Raw genomic sequence first — 16,867 nt, 5'->3', positions numbered from 1 at the left:
TGGTCGGGGTGATGGGCTCCGGCTCCGCCCGCCACGCCCATCTCGCCGAGCCGCTGGGCCGCGCACTGGCGCGGTTGGGCGTGCACCTGCTGACGGGGGGCGGGGCCGGAGTCATGGAGTCGGTCTCGCGGGCCTTCGGCGCGGTGCCGGATCGGGCCGGACTGGTCATCGGGATCCTCCCGGCCGGCGACACGCCCCCTGATCGAGCCGATGCAGACCCGGGCACTCCCCCCGGCTATCCCAATCCCCGGGTTGAACTCGCCATCCGCACTCACCTCGACGCCCGCGGCGACGATGGTTCCGGGCTACGCTCCCGCAACCACATCAACATCCTGTCGTCCGATGTCGTCATCGCGTTGCCGGGATCCTCGGGTACGGCTTCGGAGGTCGACTTGGCGATCCGTTACCGCCGGCCCCTCATCCTGCTGGGAAACACGGCCCGCGCGGATCGACTCCCGGGCTCCGTGCCGACCGCCGAGAGCGTAGATGAAGCGGTGGAATTCGTGCGCCGGGCCCTGCGTGGCAGCGGTGGCGAGTCCCTGCCTCAGGGGTCTGAGCGTTAGCTTCCTGCACACGCTTCCACCATCCAGGGAGCATCCACCATCCAGGGAGACCAAGATGCGCAATCCATCTCGCGGTGTGCTCGCCCTGCTGGCGCTGACCAGCGTCGCCTGCGCGGGCGATGGAGCCGGAGTGATCACAACCGAAAGCGGCCTTCAGTACGAGGTGCTGCGAGAGGGTGACGGCCCGATGCCGACCATGAATGACGAGGTCGTCGTCCACTACCGCGGCACGCTCACCGACGGAACCCAGTTCGACGCCTCCTATGACAGGGGCGAGCCAAACACCTTCCCGGTGAACGGCCTTATCGCGGGATTCAGCGAGGCGCTCCAGTTGATGTCGGTCGGCAGCCACATCCGCGTCACGATCCCGTCGGAGCTGGCGTACGGCGAAGCCGGCGCGGGTTCGCTGATCGGGGCCAACGCGACGCTGATCTTCGAGATCGAACTGCTGGAGATCGTCGGGAGATAGCGGAGTAGCGGGACGTTGCGAGGCGCCGGTTGCCCCCGACCCTACAGATTGCCCGTCACCAGCCTCACCACGAACGCGACCATGAGCATGATCGTGGGGATGACGAAGGCGACGCCCACCCCGAGGGTCAGCCCTGCCCGGAAGAGCGCCGGCCCGACCGGGCGCAGGCTGCGCCCCCAGATCCTGTGCAGAACGCTCTCGACCATCCACCCGAGCGTGTAACAGAGGTTCGCCATGATCCCGAAGGGCAGGATCGCCGGGAGCGCCTGCACCACCTCCGATAGCGGATTCAGGGTGAGGAGCGCCATGAAGATGGTGCCGATCCCGGACCCCGCCAGCACCGCGTTGTAGGCAAGGCGCCGCTTCTCCCACCACTTGATGATGCCGCCGACCTTGCGTTCGGCCGGGGCGGGATAGAGGAAGCGGACGAGAGCCGACTCCGCGGGGCCGTCGCCCGCCGCGCACTGCTCCAGGCTCATTGGATCGGATGGGGTCACGGACTTCCTCGCTGGGCGGTGGTATCCGTTGGACACCCGCGCATATCCTGGAGTTGCCCCGGAGCCCGCCTCAGAAGCGGGAGGTCACGGTGACCCGGAAGCTCCGGGTGGCTCCCGGATTGCGCTCCTGAACGTCTACGTACTCCGCCTGCAGAAGGTTCTCGACCTTCGCCCGCACATCCATGTCCATGACTTCGAGGGCGAGCCGCAGGTCCAGCAGCGTGATGGGGCCGCGTTCATCCAGAGGATAGGCGAGAACGGTTTCCGCCTCGCTCCGGTGACGCACGTCCAGCGCCAGCAGATCGGCCCAGCCGGAAAGGGTCGTTGTGATGTTGTGGCGCGACCGGTACGCGAGCGGCCGGCCGGTGTCGAGATCCTGCGAGTCGATGAAGAGGTAGTTCGCGTGGAGGTTGAGCTTCTGGGGCACGACGCCGAAGCGCACGCCGGCGTCGAGCCCGCGCACCCGGGCCTCGGCCACGTTGCGGAACTGGAAGGTGAGGGGCTGGTTCGGGGCGCCGGTGACCTCGATCAGGCCGGAGTACTCGCTCCAGAACAGCCCTGCGTCGAGCCAGAGCCGTTCGGTCGGGGTGATGGTGGTGCCCACTTCCCCGGCCCACGCCGATTCGCCGCGCAACTCGAGATTGGGCACGACGCGAAAACCGAAGGTGGTGGTTCTGGTGAACTGTTCGGAGACGCTGGGTGACCGGTATCCCCGGCTCAGGGATGTCCTCAGGCTCACGTCCGGCGTGGCCTCGAAGACGAGACCGATCTTGGGATTGAGCGTCAGATCGCCTTCCACTACCGAGGCCTTGTGCGAATCCAGCCGGATGCCCGCCGAACCGCGCAGCCGATCCGAGAAATCGATTTCATCCTGGACGAACAGGGCCAGATCGGTGACGTCCGGCGTCGGGCTGAGGAAGTTGGAGCTCACGTCGGTTCGGGACGCTTCTCCTCCTGCCGTGACCGCGTGCCGTCCGCCGGAGAAGAACGAGAGCTGGACGTCGGTGCCGTAGCGCGTGGAACGGTGGAAGTCCTCGTTGTCGTGGAAGTAGTTCTGGTTGCGGACATGCTGCACCTGCGGCCGCAGCTGCAGCTTGAGCGTCGAGGTGACCACCGGGGTGGCCGTCATTCCGAAGACGAGATCGGAATTGCGCTTCCAGTCGCCCAGGTCCGCGGGATCCACCTCGAGACGGCGCTCGGGGGAGAGCCAGGTGAAGAACTCCTCCAGGTCCTCGCGCTTCCCGCTGGCGAACACCTCCAGCGGTTTGGACGACTCGGCCCCGAAGACGGCCTTGGCGCGCCACTGCCAGCGCTCCTGGCCTCCGTTCTGGCGAAAGCCGTCGGATCCCTCTCGTCCGGCGAACACGGTGACGCCCGCGCCCCCGATCTGCCGCGAATGCTGAATCTGGAGCCCGCGCATGCTCAGGCGCTCGTCGGTGAAGTCCAGGTTGCCCGGGGTGTCGAATACGCCGTAGTAGCCGCGCACGGCGGTGCGCGGGGGGCCCAGGGGCGGGCGCGTGATCACGTTGACCACGCCGGCCATGGCGTTCGTGCCCCACAGGGTGGAGTTGGGGCCCTTGACGATCTCGACGCGGTCCACGTCGAGCAGTGGCAGGATGCTGAAGTCGATCCTCGATTCCACGCCCGTAAGCGCCCGATGGCCATCCAGCAGCATCAGGACCCGGCTGCCGACGCCGCGGGCGATACCGCTGGAGCCGCGGATATCCATGTGACCCGCGTTGAAGGTCACGCCCTGGGCGAACGGGAGCGCCTCCTTGAGGTTGGTTACGTCGCGGCGCTGGAGTTCGTCCGCGCTCAGGATCGCGACGCTCACCGGCGCGTCGCCGGGACGCACGGTGGTCCGGCTCGCGGTGACGGTCACGCCCGGGACGTCGAAGAGTTGCGGTTCGAGCGGGATTCGAAGCGGCGCGGATGCGGTGGCGGCGGGATCGGCTGCGAACTCCGCGCTCCCGTAGCCGTCGGCGATGACGAAGAGCGTGTACGTGCCGCCGTTCGGCACGGGAATCTCGAAGCTCCCGTCGTCGCCCGTAAGCGCGCGCAGCGGGGTCGACTGCACGAGCACCTCGGCGCCCATGACGGGGTTGCCGTCTTCGTCGTCCACCACCACGCCCCGGATGGTGGCCACGGCCTGGGCGGTCAGGGGTGCGCCGGCGAGCAGCATGAAGGGAGCGAAGAGTGCGGCCACGGCCAGGGGAGCACCGCGCATGCGACGGCCGCTCATCACGGTCAGTTCTTCCGCCAGACCGTGGTCGAGACGTTGAGCGCGGGTTCGGTCACTTCAACGGTCAGGACGTTATTGCGGAAGGTATACGTCCCGATGCCCTGAAGGATCCGGCCGTTTTGCTCCCAGGTTCCGTCAAGACGGTTGACGTAGGTGCCCTCATCCTCAATGGTGGTGGTCTCGCCCCCCGGCGTACCGACCGGAAGTGTGACGCTTAACATCGTTGTGCCCGACGCTTCGGGACCCGTTACCGATGTCTGTTGCGCCGTGAAGGTACCCGACACGATCGGCGGCGTGAAGGTCTGCCCGCCGGTTACGATTGAGGACAGCGACTCCAGCGTGTAGGTGCCCGTGAGATCGGGCGGTCGTTCCGGCTCGGGTTCCACCGGATCCTCACCCCCGCCGCAGGCCGCGAGCGCCAGAATGGCGACGAGGAGGGGAAAGAGTCGGGGTGACCTGGAACGGAGCATTGCTTTCTCGCTGTTGACGGGACCGACACCAACGATCCGACGAGCCGTGGCGGCACGTGCTCACCGCGCACCGGACGTGCCCGGAACCAGCGCAACACCCTTGATAACCTATTGGTGGCCGGGGGTTCTCACCAGAACAGGCTGCGGATGGCCCAATGGGGCGATTTGCCGGTTTGCCGCCAACGCTTTTGACTCTACATTGCCCGCGCCTTTTCGGCGTGCAGCCCTTCGTCTACACGGAACAGGACCAGCGGGTGACGACTCAAGCAGACCCCCACGTCGAGTTCGAGGACATCGCCAAGAGCTACGATGGCCGGGTGATGGCCGTCCAGGGATTGAACCTCAGCGTGCGCCGGGGCGAGTTCCTGAGCCTGCTCGGGCCATCCGGCTCGGGGAAGACGACATGCCTCATGATGCTTGCGGGATTCGAGACTCCGACCGCGGGAGCCATCCGCATCGACGGCCGATCGGTGCACGCCCTGCCGCCGCGCAAGCGGGGCATCGGCATGGTGTTTCAGGACTACGCGCTCTTTCCCCACATGACCGTGGAGGACAACCTGGCCTTTCCGCTGGACGTGCGCGGCATCGAGCGCGACCGGCGGCGGGAGCTGGTGGACCGGGCACTCAAGCTGGTCCGGCTGGAGGGATTCGAGAAGCGTCGGCCCGGGCAGCTCTCGGGCGGGCAGCAGCAGCGGGTGGCGATCGCGCGCGCGCTGGTCTTCGAGCCCGAACTCGTGCTGATGGATGAACCCCTCGGCGCCCTCGACCGCCATCTGCGCGAAGAGTTGCAGTACGAGATCCGGCGCATCCACCGGACGCTCGGCGTGACCATCGTCTACGTGACCCATGACCAGCAGGAGGCCATGGTCATGTCGGACCGCATCGCCGTGCTGCGCGACGGCATGGTGGAGCAGGTGGCCGCGCCCGAAGCCCTGTACGAGGAACCCGAGCGCTCGTTCGTCGCGCGCTTCATCGGCGAGAACAACCGCCTGCACGGGCGTGTCGCCACGGTAAATGGGGACGTGTGCGACGTGGTGGTGGGCGGCCAGGTGGTGCGCGGGTATCGGGTAGTGGACTGCCGGCCGGGGGACCCGGTCACGCTCTCCATCCGGCCCGAGCGAATCACGCTGCATCCCGAGCCGGGGCTGTTTTCGAACCAGTTCGAGGCGGTCATCGAGCACATCACCTTCGTGGGCGATCACCTGCGCATCCACATGGAGACCTGCGGGCGGGCCGACTTCGTCGCGAAGATCTCGAACGTGGTGGGACAGGGCGCGGTGCTGGAGGGCGACGAAATCCGCGTGGGATGGACGGCTGCGGACTGCCGGGTCCTGGACTACGGCGGCGCGGAGGGCGCGGTGTGAACGAGTGTTGCAGCGCGCGCCCGTCGCGCCAGCGAGAGGCTCCCATGGCTCGCCGATTCGCGGTGCTGGGGCTCGCCGCCCTGGTCGCTGCCTGTGGGGGCGACAGCGGCGATTCCCTGACCGTCGGTGCGTGGGGCGGGGCCTATACGCGCGCCTGCAAGCTCGCCTACTACGAGCCGTTCATTGCCGAGACGGGCATCGTCATCCGCGACGCCCAATACAACGGTGGCCTGGCCGAAGTCCGGGCGCAGGTCGACGTGGGACGGATTCACTGGGACGTGGTGCCCATGGAGATCGCCGACGCCGTGCGCGGCTGCGACGAGGGGTTGCTCGAGCCGCTCGATCCGGCGATGTGGGCTCCCGGCGCGGACGGAACGCCACCCGGGGAGGATTTCTTCCCCGGCACCCTGACCGAGTGCGGCGTCGGCGCCGAGTTCTACGCGACCGTAATCGCCTACAACCGGGAGAACATTGCCAGCCCCGAGCCCCGGACCATGCAGGACTTCTTCGATCTGGAAGCCTTTCCGGGACGCCGCGGAATGCGCCGCAAGCCGATGGGCAACATGGAGTTCGCGCTCATGGCCGACGGCGTGCCGCCGGCAGAGGTGTACCAGTTGCTGGACACCCCCGAGGGGATCGAACGCGCGTTCCGCAAGCTGGACACCATCAAGGACCAGATCGTGTGGTGGGAGGCGGGCGCCCAGCCGCCCCAGCTCCTCGCCGACGGCGAAGTGACCATGACGACGGCGTACAACGGCCGCATCTTCAACGCCCAGGTGCTGGAAGACCAGCCCTTCGAGATCATCTGGGACGGGCAGCTGCTGGATTTCGGCCAACTGGTCGTCGTGGCCGGGACGCCGAATCTGGAAGCGGCGCTCGAGTTCCTGGCCTTCGCGACCACCCCCCGGTCCATGGCCCGGGTCAGCGCCAACATCTCGTACAGCCCGACGCGCTACTCCGGACTGCCGCTCGTGGGAACGCACGCGGAGGCGGGGGTCGACATGCTGCCGCACATGCCTACCTATCCGGAGAACCTGGAGCGGGCGCTGCGCAACGACTGGGAGTGGTGGGTGAACCACACGGACGAGATGAACGAGCGCTTCAGCTCGTGGCTGGCCCGATGAGGGAAGGCTCGATGGCGGGAGGACCCGACAGCGACGCCGCTCACCGCGGTACGCGACGGTGAGCTCCGAATCGATGCCGCGAGGGCGCGACTGGCGGCCGCAACTGCGGGCGGCCGGGCTCGCGCTACCGCTTGTAGCCTTCGTCGGCGTGACCTTTGTGGCGCCTCTCGCCACGATGTTCAGCCGCAGCGTCTATGACGCGGTGGTGGCGGACGCGCTGCCCGAGACGCTCGCCCTGCTGGAGGGATGGGACGGGGAGAGCGTGCCCGGCGAGGAGGTCTTCGCGGCGGCCGCGCGCGAGCTGATGGAGGCGCAGGAGGAGCGGGTGATCGGCCGGGTGGCCGGCCGGGTCAACCGGGTGCAGGGGGGGATGCGGAGCATCGTCGCGGTGACGGGCCGGCGGCTTGCCGCGGCCCCCGACGGCTCCTGGCGCGAGACCTTCGTCGAGATCGACGCTGCCTGGGGCGAGGTGAGCACCTGGCACGCGCTGCGCACAGCCGGCGAGCGCTATACCAGCCGTCACTACCTGGCCGCGGTCGATCTGCGGCGACTTCCCGACGGATCGATCGCTCGCCAGGAGGAGGACCGCCGCATCTACCTGCGTCTGTTCGCGCGCACCTTCCTGGTCAGCCTGTCCATCACCGGGTTGTGCCTCCTGTTCGGCTACCCGCTCGCGCATTTCATCGCCCATGCGCCGCCACGCCGCGCCGGCCTGCTCCTGGCACTGGTGCTGGTCCCGTTCTGGACCTCGCTGCTGGTGCGCACGACATCCTGGATCGTCCTGCTCCAGGGCCAGGGCGTGATCAACGACATCCTGGTCGCGCTGGGGCTGGTGCCCGATGGCGGACGACTCGCGCTCATCTACAACATGACGGGCACGTTCGTCGCGATGACGCACGTTCTGCTGCCGTTCATGGTATTGCCGCTGTACTCGGTCATGCGCGGGATTCCCCGCTCGCACATGGACGCGGCCGCTTCGCTCGGAGCCGGCCCGGCGCAGGGGTTCCTGCGGGTCTACTGGCCCCAGACGCTCCCCGGGGTGGGGGCGGGCAGCCTGCTCGTGTTCATCCTGGCCATAGGGTACTACATCACCCCGGCGCTGGTGGGAGGGAGCACCGGCCAGCTGATCTCCAACATGGTCGCGTACCACATGCAGACCTCCCTCAACTGGGGGCTGGCGTCCGCGCTGGGCGCGATCATCCTGGCGTGCGTGATTGGCCTCTACCTGCTGTACGAGCGGTTGGCCGGGACCGCGGGCGTGAGGGTCGCCTGACGTGCGCGCGCTGAGCCGGGCGGAGCGGGCAGGAAGGACGATGCACGTCGCGTTCTGCGCGGCGGTGCTGTTTTTCCTGATGGCTCCCATCCTCGTGATCGTGCCGCTGAGCTTCAACGCGGAGCCCTACTTCACCTTCACGGAGGGCATGCTGAGGCTGGACCCGGAAGCCTGGTCGCTTCGCTGGTACCAGGAGATCGCGACCAGCGACGTCTGGCGGAGCGCGCTGGTCAACAGCCTGGTGGTCGGCACCGCCGCCACGGCGCTGGCCACCTTCCTGGGTACTCTGGCCGCGCTCGGGCTCTCGAGCCCCGACATGCCCGCTCGCCGCTTCCTGATGGGCTTCCTGGTCTCGCCGCTGGTGACCCCGGTGATCATCTCGGCCGCGGGGATGTTCTTCTTCTACTCCCGCATGGGCCTGGGCCAGACCCACCTGGGGCTGATCCTGGCGCACGCCGCGCTGGGGACGCCGTTTGTGGTCATCACGGTGACCGCCACCCTGACCGCCTACAACACCACCCTGAACCGCGCCGCCGCGTCGCTGGGGGCCGGACCACTCCGGACCTTCACCCGCGTGCAGTTGCCGCTGATCGCTCCGGGGGTGCTTTCGGGGGCGCTCTTCGCCTTCGCCACTTCGTTCGATGAAGTGGTGGTCGTGCTCTTCCTGGGCGGAGTGGAGCAGAACACCATCCCGCGCCAGATGTGGGCGGGTATCCGCGAGGAGATCAGCCCCGCCATTCTGGCCGTCGCGACCTTCCTGATCGTGTTCGCGGCGGCGCTGCTGCTTACGGTGGGGTGGCTGAGGAGGAGGGCGGCGGGGAGGTAGGCTGTGAGAGGGACATGGGATGGCAAGAAGAGCGAGACATCATGAAGGAATGGGTGCTTTCCGTCTTCGCCCTCGCCCTGGTGAGCGTCTCATGCTCGACCATCTTCGGCTCCAGCGCATCGCTGACGGTCACAGTTCCGTCAGACAGCCGGGCCACCTTCGATTGGCCGACAGGATCTGACAACATCATCACGCTCGACAACTCGCTGGACGATCCAACCGACATGGCTGGCATCGAGGTCGAGATCACGGGGATCGGGCAGTCGGTGACCCTTGATGCCCGCGATTTCAAGGCTGGAGTGGAGCGCTTTGGTGTCCCGGGCTCCGGGAGGATCCATGTCACCGTCCAGCTCAAACAGCAGGGTGACATCGTGGCGGAAGGGGCCACCAGTTGGGTCCTCGAACCGGAGGTCGAGTGGGAAGTCGAACTCGAACGCTCGCCTTATCCGATAGGTGCCTTCATTGATGAGGCCGAGATCAACGAACCGCGCCCGCGATGCGGCTGGTGGTGGTGCCACGGGGTCTGGCGTTTCGACATCAGGGCAGACGCCGTCAACTACGCTGGCGAAGCACTCTGGCTGACCGTCTGGCGGGTACACCCTGACGAGTGCGCGGATCTATGTCCCTGACGCTCTGCCCCCGGCGGTCGAGACGCTGACGGGGGAGGCGCCGGAGTCTGCCATTTTGTCAGGTCGCCGGACTCACAACGGGTCAGAGTCGCTCCCGCATGGCCTGTGCCTATATTGGGTGCAGTGACCGACTTCCGATGGAGGACACGGACGCCATGAGCAGCCTGCCCAAACGGATCATGCAATACGCCGAGGACATGCCGGAGGCCACACCGATACAAGCGGAGGACCTGCTGCATCTCGACGACCGGGCCGCAGTGGCCAGGGCTCTCTCCCGCCTTGCCCGTTCGGAGCGACTCCTACGGATCTGCCGTGGCATCTACATGCGACCGATCCCGACTCGCTTCGGCCTTCGCGCACCGCGTCGCGAGAAGGCGCTCGCGGCCTTGTCCGAACTCTGGGGCGAGACCATCGTTCCCAACGGCGGCGATGCCGCCAACTGGCTTGGGCTGACGACTCAGAATACGGTTCGCTCGGTCTATCTCACCTCCGGACCCGACCGTTTCCTGCACTTCGGGGCTCATCGGGTCGAGTTGCGCCACGCTCCGGAGTGGCAACTGACGGCACCAGACCGCACGGTCGGCACAGTCATCCGTGCGATCGCATGGCTCGGTCCCAACGAAGTCGAGGATAGCCTGGACGCTGTGCTTCCCAAGCTATCGAGGGAGGACGTGAGCGAGCTTGTCGCCGCGCGGGCGCTCATGCCCGCATGGATGGCGGAGCCACTCGTCAGGCGCTTGGCACATGGCTGAGGTCCGTTACGCAATGCTCTCGGCTACCGAGAAGCGCGACGCATTGGAGGTGGCGGAGCAGCGAGGCGGGCATAGGACCTACCTCCTGGAGAAGGACACCTGGGTCGTGGCAACCCTTCGAGTCCTGTTCGAAGCACCGTTCGGACGACATCTGGTATTCAAGGGAGGCACGTCGCTCTCCAAGGTGTGGCGAGCGATTCGCCGCTTCTCCGAAGACATCGACATCACCTACGACATTCGCGGATTCGCACCCGATCTCGTCGCAGGCGGCGACGAGGAGGCACTGCCACCCACACGCAGCCAGGAGAGGCGCTGGACGCGGGCGATCCGCCCCCGCCTCGCTGAGTGGGTTCGAGACACCGCGCATCCTCTCGTCGAAAGGGAACTCGACGAGGCTGGCTTTGCCGCAAGCGTTCGAGCCGAGGCCGAGCAACTCTACGTCGCGTACGATCCGCTGTTCAAACCGATCGGGCCCGTCCGACCGGAGGTTCGAGTCGACTTCGGAGCGCGCTCGACTGGCGAGCCTCACACCGTTCAGTCCGTGGTGTGCGATGCCGCCGCCGTGCTGCCCGACCTCGGATTCCCGATGGCCCGGGCAGCCGTCATGCTGGCGGAGCGAACATTCTGGGAGAAGGCCACCTCAATGCATGTCTACTGCCTTCAGGGGCGCGTGCGAGGCCAGCGTTGGTCGAGGCACTGGCACGACCTCGCTCGGCTTGGCGATGCCGGAATCGCGGCCCGGGCTCTGACGGACCGCGAACTCGCTCTGTCGGTTGCGCGCCACAAGGCGATGTTCTTCCGGGAGAACGATTCCAATCGCCGGAGGATCGACTACGAGGCCGCCGTCTCGGGCAACCTCAGGCTTGTTCCCTCGGGTGCCGCCCAGGAGTCGCTTGCCGAAGACTACACCAGCATGCTTGCCGCTGGGATGTTGGTGGACGAGGACGATCCGTTTGAGACGCTCATGCAGCGGTGTGCGCTGATCGAGGAGATGGCCAACGCTCGCTGGCCATCACAGCCGCCCGCACCGAATGACTGAGGTGCGACGGCTGGAGCGCAAGGCCCGGGAGTGCCGCCCGGTGGACTCCGACCCGAACCCGTGAACCTCCCTGAGATCGCTCGGGTCGACCGGCTCCTCCAACCCCTAGTAGGCACCACGCTCCTCTTGGGGCTCCTGCTCCTCTGGCAACGCACCTACGACCACTCGTGCGTGGCGCTGACGTCTCCCGGGCTTGTCTATGTCGCAATATTCTACGGGCTCCTGGAGTACCGGTTGGAGCGCAAGCGCTTCGCTGTGGACTACTACCTGGATGGCCGGTCCTCTTGGCGGAGGCGGTTGCGGGGGACTTGGCTGCCGGTGGTGATCAGCATGGTGGCGGCGCTGCCTCTGGCCGTCTTTCTGGTCATCTTCGCGGCTCTCTCGCGGCCCAGCGACTGGCTGTTTCTAGCGGCGGCGGCTGTGGCGGCGCCCTTCCTGTTCAACCGCATCTCGCGGTGGCCGGGGCGGCACTTCAGGCGTGACGCTGACGAGGGCGGCCGGGGCGTTGCGGTCGCGGACATCCTTAGTGCGCGGCTTGCGGGCTGGGTCCTGCTGGCGCTGGTTGCCGTCGCCTACGTCTACTTCAACTACATGGTGATTGGCGGTCCGCCGTACATCTATCCTGATTCCCTTCAGCTGACGGTGGAGGCCTTCACGGCGGGCGTCCAGTCGGCGTGCCCGATGGTGGACGACGGGCTGCGTGCGGCGGCCGCGCTCGAGGGCTCCTCGTGGTACGTGGTGACGGGCGCGGCGACTGCGTGGTGGACGCCGGACGGGATCCGGTTGGCTGTATGGATCGGGTTCTTCCTGAACGCCGCGCTGGCGATCGCAGGATTCGTTCGTGGGCTTGAGGGATGCATGCTGGCGGCTTGGCGAATAGGCGCCCGGAATCGTCGTCGCCCGAAATCAAGAAGGGATTTGACGGATGTCGAATAAGCACGCGAGTGATGTGGACGCGGGCCGGGGGACGTCGCGCGCGGGACGGACGGCGTGGGCCGGGCGGGTGATGCTCGCACTGGTTCCGCTGGCTGTGCTGGTGGCTACGGGCGATCAGATGCTGCAGTTGCGGGCCGAGGAACGCTGGCGAGAGTTCTCCGAGGCGCTTCGCCGGGCCCCGTTGCCGGAAACGCGCCAGGCCATCGACGTAGGGGTCGACGAGGCCTTCGCGCCAGTCTACGCCGCGATGCCGTCGCTGCTGGACTGGCACTACTCGTTCATTGGACAGTATGCCGAGCTGGGTCTGGCGCTGACTGGAAGACTGGAAGAAGAGATCGAGTCGCGGCTGTTCGGGGCACTGGACCAGCGCATTAGCCTCGGCGTTGCGGATGTTGGCCGGGTGATGCAAGAGGAGATGCTCACGGAAATCCAGCGCTTTAGTCGGCCGGGACGCGGAGGCGCTTCCACCGGGGTTGAGAGGTGGGGCGGGCGGGCCATGGAAGCCCTCCTAAGGGACGCCAGACGTCACTTCGTCATGGCCATCGGTCCGACGGCTGTCGCGGCCGCGACAGCTGGCGTCGGGACCTCGGTCGGTGTGACGACCCTCACAAGGGGGTTGGCCGAGAAATTGGCAGGGGGCGTGGCGCTCCGGGTGGCAGGGGCCCGTCCTGGGCCGTGCGGCGGGGTTTATCGTGGCCGCCGCCGCGGGAGTCGGTATCGACATCGCACTCCGGGAGTTGGACGAGTTGCTCAACCGGGACGAGCTCGAGCAGGCGCTGACCGCGTTGGTGGACGAGGAAAAGGAGAGCGTGAAGGCCACCTTGAGGAGTGCGGTCGACGAGGTGAAGGTGAAGGCGCTGGGGGACTTTGTTCCGTCGCGGTTGCGGTAGTGCAGGATCGCCGCGCAACTGTCAGAGAGCGATTGGTCGAAACCTGAACTTGGTCCGCCCGTGGACTCCGTTTGGGAAGACGGATCTCCCCCCCAAGGGTCAGATCCGCGCCACCGCCTTCAGCTTCTGATATCCCGCACCATCCGCCCGGTGTTATCGCCCTACGCGTCTCTCGTCCGGACATCCAGCTCGACAGAGAACACTACCTCTTCGCCCTCGCTGGCCCTTCCGGTACGCCCGTCCAACGCCTCACCGACCGCGACGCGCAGGCCGTTCAGCAAATCCGCGCCACGCTTTAGGTGCTGTTCGATGTCCAACAACTCCGTCAGCATCGCCATCCGCCCCTTCCGCGTGCGGAACTTCCCCTTGCGCTCAAGGAAGTAGTCGTGAATCAGGAAGTTGCGGAGTCTTCTCCCCTCTTCGAGGTGCTCCGGCACCCACTCGTCGATCTGGTGCACGAACTTCTCTTGAAAGTAATTCAGCAGTCGGCCGAGCGTCCACTTCTCCATCTTTTCGGCCCCTCCCTCAGAACCCGACATCTCGTTGAGGGCGACGATCAATCTGGTGACCGACTCCTCGAAGAACTGTCCGTGCTGGGCCGCCGACCCGTAGCATGCGAACACCGCATTCAGCTGGCCCTCTTCCGACTCCAGCATGCTCAGCGATATTTCGGAATAACCGCGATCCCTGTAGGACTGCTGGGTCGTACCTCTCCGTCGATCGGGTCTTCCCGGCCGGCCGCTCTTCCTCTTAGCCAACGGTTCGGTCAATTCGGGTAAGGCGTCAAGGGACGCGTGGGTTCGGTCGAGGGATGTCGGTTGCATGGCGGACACAGGTGGTAAACCCAGTACTGTGCCCACTGTCGGCGCGTCCGTCCGTCGGGGGAACGGCGTCCGCCGGACAATCCCGGGAGCGGCAGGATGCGTGCGGTGAAGTCCATACCCGATTCCCAATCGGGTTTTGCTTCGAGCCAGGCACGGGCTTGCGTGCGGTGATGATGGATGCGCGCGGCGCAATCGCGGCTCTGGCCAACGTACTTCAGCACACCGCCCTGATACAGAGCGTAGATGCCGGGAGCCGACGACCCCGGTCCCGATAGCCGGGGACGGCCGCGAGCGGAGATGATCGCGCGTTCCACTCGTCGCGCGCAGACTCACCGGAGAACGGTTGAACAGACATCTGCATCAGTCCTCGGGCATGGGAGCGGCTGCACTCATCGGGCAAGGCGTGTGACCAGTCGGTAGTACCGACCGTCGTTGTCGGGATTTTCTCCCAACCGAATAGCCGGACGGCCCTCTTGATCGGCAAGCGGGCGCAGCACCCCCTCGTCGACGTTTTGACATGGAAACGACCGTCAGCCGTGCCACGGACCTGAGTGTCCCTGATTCACACGCCACTGCAAGAACTCTCGACCAGCAACGGAGATGCCTACGCCCGCATCTCCCTCGACAACGAACCGTTGCGCCCCGTGAGGAACGCAAACCACTGATCAAACGTTCGTCCAACATACAGGTGTGGGAAGTCAGCCGCCGCCTTCTTGTAGAAACCTTGGAGACCATCCTTGAGGATCGGGCCGGGTTGTGCGTTGAGGTAGGTTAGCGCTGCTACCTGACTCGCGAAGATTTGGTGTTGAGCCGCCTCGAACCACCGCACGATGCGGTTCGCCGCCAAGCCCTTAGACAAGGCCTTCCGGATATCGGCCGGATCGGTGAGTCCCAGGTTCTCGATCTCTCCCTCGAGGGCGCTCTCCACCTCAAGGAGCATCGGACTATGGTAGGTCCCCAGAAACTCGGCGAGAGCGTCCGGCTTCTTCGCTAACGGCTGCGGATCTTCGTAGGCACGGACACCATCCCTGCTGACGCTCCTGGTGCGATCAATGAATCGGCTGATCGAACGCCTAAACACGAACATGAAGACCACACTGAGGGCGAGTACGGCCAACGGCCACGCGAAGGACGACATGACAATCTCATCCACCATCCGCTAGAATCGAAATGAATGCTTGCTCAGACAAGGTAGGATTTTACACAGCCCGTCCGCCACTCTCCCGGAGCCCCCGTCGTCAGGCCGAGGCGTCCCTTTTCGACAAACACTCACACCCGTGGGTTACGTCGTGGTTGTCCCGCTCTGGCGGGCACCCCGCCGGTGCCGTCCTCCTTGACCAGAGTCACGGTGCGCCCCCCATCTGATTCCTACCAACCTCGGTTGCGAGGATTTCCATCCACCAAGTGGGAGCGGGAGCCCGATGGACAAACAGAATCGGGAGGGATGGGCCACACTCGTTGGCCTGTTTCAGGTCTTCGTCAGATAGCCGACACCGCAGCCGCCTCTCTGCCCGCCGACGGGTGCGGGTCTCGCGGTATGTAATGTGGTCGAGTACTTGCGGATCGCGCTGGAGGCGAGGCGCCGTCGGGTGCGGAAGACGAGGCTTATTGGTTCCCGCCAAACGATGCCTGTTCCCGCGATCGCGACACGGTGCAGTCAGGCGCGGTTCAAAGGCGGGTGCAGTAGATCGTGCAGCCCCAGTTGAACTTAGACGGTTCTTTGCTGCAAGGTCGCATCACCCTTCACCCTGCCATTTTGGCAGACGCATACCTGATTGTCTGCCATTTTGTCAGGTCGCCGGACTGTGCTGACCTGCATGGGCCCCCTCCCGCACCGGACCGATGTCCTGCCCGAACAGCAGCACATGTCCCTCCGGATCCGCCACCTCGAACTCTCGCAACCCGTAGAACCGGTCGACGCATTCGGTCGCCGGCCATCCGGCATCCACGACTGCCGCTCTCAACGCATCCGCATCCTCCACGTAGAAGTAGTAGGCCGCCTGCGGATAACGTCCCTCGACCCTCGGAGCCCGCGGGATGTAGGTCGGGCTCGCCAGCATGATCTGCGCAGCACCGTTGCGCAACGACGCGAAGCCGGTGGCGCCCACATCGTCCATGCGGTCAACCACCTCGAACCCGAGCACATCGCGATAGAAGCGCACCGATGCCCGCACGTCGGCGCACATCAGCATCGGAACGAGGTCCAGGAAGGGGGACAGGGTAGGTGCGCCCGCAGGAAGCCCCCACCCCCCGGACCCGAACCCCGGGCCCGGGAGATGAGTCGGCTATCGAGCTTCGCCTACGGCTCGGGCGTGGCCTCGTCGACCATGGCCGCCAGCTCCTCGTAGGCGGTCGGGTCCACCTGGGCGAACTGGGGGATCACCCCGGCGATGCGGCCGTCCGGCCCGACCACGATGACCGAGCGGCTGTCGACCATGTTGTTGTCGCGCTTGCCGCCGCCGAACGCCTCGTATGTGGCGCCTTCGGTTCCGGCATCGCTGAGGAACAGGAAGGGGAAGTCCTCGTCCTTGAGCCAGGAGCCCAGCTCTTCGGGACTGTCGTTGGAGATGCCGACGACGACGACGTTCCGGCCTTCGTTGAACAAGCTTGCGTACTGATCACGGTACGCTGTCATCTGCACCGTTCAGCCACGTGTTCGAACGCGGAAGAAGAAGGCGAGGACGACGGTTTCTCCCCGGTAGTCGCTGAGTCGAACCGGGTCCTGCAGCACGCCGAAGCGGGTGGCCCCAGGCAGCTCGAAGTCGGGAGCCATCTCTCCCACTTCGAGGAGCTGGGCATCGGCCTCCGCGGGGGCCCCGAGCCCGAGTACCCCGGCAAGCAGGAATAGGGCGGCGAACCTGCGCATGTCTGATCCTCCCTGGAGTCGGTGAACAGTTGGAGTCGATGAGCGGGTTGGAAGGCGTCGCGAGACCACGCCCGCGGCCACGGACAAAGTGCGCTGTCGGTGC

17 protein-coding genes and 1 pseudogene are annotated in these 16,867 nt (G+C 66.2%); 11 read left to right on the top strand and 7 right to left on the bottom strand.

The window, feature by feature from the left end:
- The first annotated feature begins 8 nt into the window (after nucleotides 1-8).
- On the top strand, nucleotides 9-563 hold the full coding sequence (locus OXU32_12330; GenBank protein ID MDE0074734.1) for a DNA-binding protein: 555 nt from the start codon (nucleotides 9-11) through the stop codon (nucleotides 561-563).
- A gap of 127 nt (nucleotides 564-690) precedes the next feature.
- A pseudogene (locus tag OXU32_12325) lies at nucleotides 691-1,032 on the top strand (FKBP-type peptidyl-prolyl cis-trans isomerase).
- Between the two features lie 41 nt (nucleotides 1,033-1,073).
- Here the strand turns inward: OXU32_12325 and OXU32_12320 are convergent.
- The 3 genes from OXU32_12320 to OXU32_12310 form a co-directional block, all read right to left on the bottom strand.
- The gene (locus OXU32_12320; protein ID MDE0074733.1) at nucleotides 1,074-1,529 is read right to left on the bottom strand and encodes a hypothetical protein; all 456 of its coding nucleotides are present in this window, start codon (nucleotides 1,527-1,529) and stop codon (nucleotides 1,074-1,076) included.
- Nucleotides 1,530-1,599: 70 nt separating this feature from the next.
- Nucleotides 1,600-3,771, bottom strand: a complete 2,172-nt coding sequence (locus tag OXU32_12315; GenBank protein MDE0074732.1) for a TonB-dependent receptor — start codon at nucleotides 3,769-3,771, stop codon at nucleotides 1,600-1,602.
- Between the two features lie 5 nt (nucleotides 3,772-3,776).
- Nucleotides 3,777-4,241, bottom strand: coding sequence for a hypothetical protein (locus tag OXU32_12310; GenBank protein MDE0074731.1), 465 nt, complete (start codon nucleotides 4,239-4,241; stop codon nucleotides 3,777-3,779).
- 254 nt (nucleotides 4,242-4,495) lie between these two features.
- Here OXU32_12310 and OXU32_12305 point away from each other — a divergent pair, with 254 nt between their 5' ends.
- The 9 genes from OXU32_12305 to OXU32_12265 all read left to right on the top strand — a co-directional run bounded on the left by OXU32_12305 (nucleotide 4,496) and on the right by OXU32_12265 (nucleotide 13,074).
- Nucleotides 4,496-5,605: an ABC transporter ATP-binding protein gene (locus OXU32_12305; protein ID MDE0074730.1), complete on the top strand. Its 1,110-nt coding sequence runs from the start codon at nucleotides 4,496-4,498 to the stop codon at nucleotides 5,603-5,605.
- Nucleotides 5,606-5,649: 44 nt separating this feature from the next.
- A complete protein-coding gene (locus OXU32_12300; protein ID MDE0074729.1) occupies nucleotides 5,650-6,729 on the top strand; it encodes an ABC transporter substrate-binding protein in 1,080 nt (359 codons plus the stop codon).
- 58 nt (nucleotides 6,730-6,787) lie between these two features.
- A complete protein-coding gene (locus tag OXU32_12295) occupies nucleotides 6,788-8,002 on the top strand; it encodes an ABC transporter permease (protein ID MDE0074728.1) in 1,215 nt (404 codons plus the stop codon).
- 40 nt (nucleotides 8,003-8,042) lie between these two features.
- A complete protein-coding gene (locus OXU32_12290) occupies nucleotides 8,043-8,828 on the top strand; it encodes an ABC transporter permease (protein MDE0074727.1) in 786 nt (261 codons plus the stop codon).
- Between the two features lie 41 nt (nucleotides 8,829-8,869).
- Nucleotides 8,870-9,457, top strand: a complete 588-nt coding sequence (locus OXU32_12285; protein ID MDE0074726.1) for a hypothetical protein — start codon at nucleotides 8,870-8,872, stop codon at nucleotides 9,455-9,457.
- Nucleotides 9,458-9,612: 155 nt separating this feature from the next.
- Nucleotides 9,613-10,209: a DUF6088 family protein gene (locus OXU32_12280; protein ID MDE0074725.1), complete on the top strand. Its 597-nt coding sequence runs from the start codon at nucleotides 9,613-9,615 to the stop codon at nucleotides 10,207-10,209.
- Nucleotides 10,202-11,248: a nucleotidyl transferase AbiEii/AbiGii toxin family protein gene (locus OXU32_12275; protein MDE0074724.1), complete on the top strand. Its 1,047-nt coding sequence runs from the start codon at nucleotides 10,202-10,204 to the stop codon at nucleotides 11,246-11,248. Before OXU32_12280 ends, OXU32_12275 begins: the two co-directional genes overlap by 8 nt.
- A gap of 60 nt (nucleotides 11,249-11,308) precedes the next feature.
- On the top strand, nucleotides 11,309-12,184 hold the full coding sequence (locus OXU32_12270; GenBank protein MDE0074723.1) for a hypothetical protein: 876 nt from the start codon (nucleotides 11,309-11,311) through the stop codon (nucleotides 12,182-12,184).
- Nucleotides 12,185-12,876: 692 nt separating this feature from the next.
- Nucleotides 12,877-13,074: a hypothetical protein gene (locus tag OXU32_12265; GenBank protein MDE0074722.1), complete on the top strand. Its 198-nt coding sequence runs from the start codon at nucleotides 12,877-12,879 to the stop codon at nucleotides 13,072-13,074.
- 161 nt (nucleotides 13,075-13,235) lie between these two features.
- Here the strand turns inward: OXU32_12265 and OXU32_12260 are convergent, their stop codons facing one another.
- From OXU32_12260 to OXU32_12245, 4 genes are all read right to left on the bottom strand, one after another.
- Complete coding sequence (locus OXU32_12260) at nucleotides 13,236-13,730, bottom strand: hypothetical protein (protein ID MDE0074721.1); 495 nt, start codon at nucleotides 13,728-13,730, stop codon at nucleotides 13,236-13,238.
- A 772-nt stretch (nucleotides 13,731-14,502) separates the two neighbouring features.
- Nucleotides 14,503-15,054, bottom strand: coding sequence for a hypothetical protein (locus OXU32_12255; GenBank protein ID MDE0074720.1), 552 nt, complete (start codon nucleotides 15,052-15,054; stop codon nucleotides 14,503-14,505).
- 634 nt (nucleotides 15,055-15,688) lie between these two features.
- Complete coding sequence (locus OXU32_12250) at nucleotides 15,689-16,090, bottom strand: VOC family protein (GenBank protein MDE0074719.1); 402 nt, start codon at nucleotides 16,088-16,090, stop codon at nucleotides 15,689-15,691.
- A gap of 107 nt (nucleotides 16,091-16,197) precedes the next feature.
- Nucleotides 16,198-16,671 carry a redoxin domain-containing protein gene (locus OXU32_12245; protein ID MDE0074718.1) on the bottom strand — a complete coding sequence of 158 codons (474 nt, stop codon included), beginning with the start codon at nucleotides 16,669-16,671 and terminating at the stop codon, nucleotides 16,198-16,200.
- Between the last annotated feature and the right edge of the window lie 196 nt (nucleotides 16,672-16,867).

The organism is Gammaproteobacteria bacterium (genome assembly GCA_028819075.1).
GTDB lineage: Bacteria > Gemmatimonadota > Gemmatimonadetes > Longimicrobiales > Gaopeijiaceae > BD2-11.
Note: the sequence above shows the minus strand (reverse complement) of the source record. Positions and strands in the feature narration are given on the sequence as shown.

Bases quoted from the DNA above. Each gene is read 5' to 3' on its own strand.
- OXU32_12275 (MDE0074724.1), top strand. From the start codon at position 10,202: ATGGCTGAGGTCCGTTACGCAATGCTCTCGGCTACCGAGAAGCGCGAC.
- OXU32_12280 (MDE0074725.1), top strand. From the start codon at position 9,613: ATGAGCAGCCTGCCCAAACGGATCATGCAATACGCCGAGGACATGCCG.
- OXU32_12300 (MDE0074729.1), top strand. From the start codon at position 5,650: ATGGCTCGCCGATTCGCGGTGCTGGGGCTCGCCGCCCTGGTCGCTGCC.
- OXU32_12250 (MDE0074719.1), bottom strand. From the start codon at position 16,090: ATGCTGATGTGCGCCGACGTGCGGGCATCGGTGCGCTTCTATCGCGAT.
- OXU32_12260 (MDE0074721.1), bottom strand. From the start codon at position 13,730: ATGCTGGAGTCGGAAGAGGGCCAGCTGAATGCGGTGTTCGCATGCTAC.
- OXU32_12315 (MDE0074732.1), bottom strand. From the start codon at position 3,771: ATGAGCGGCCGTCGCATGCGCGGTGCTCCCCTGGCCGTGGCCGCACTC.
- OXU32_12290 (MDE0074727.1), top strand. From the start codon at position 8,043: ATGCACGTCGCGTTCTGCGCGGCGGTGCTGTTTTTCCTGATGGCTCCC.
- OXU32_12255 (MDE0074720.1), bottom strand. From the start codon at position 15,054: ATGGTGGATGAGATTGTCATGTCGTCCTTCGCGTGGCCGTTGGCCGTA.
- OXU32_12310 (MDE0074731.1), bottom strand. From the start codon at position 4,241: ATGCTCCGTTCCAGGTCACCCCGACTCTTTCCCCTCCTCGTCGCCATT.
- OXU32_12285 (MDE0074726.1), top strand. From the start codon at position 8,870: ATGAAGGAATGGGTGCTTTCCGTCTTCGCCCTCGCCCTGGTGAGCGTC.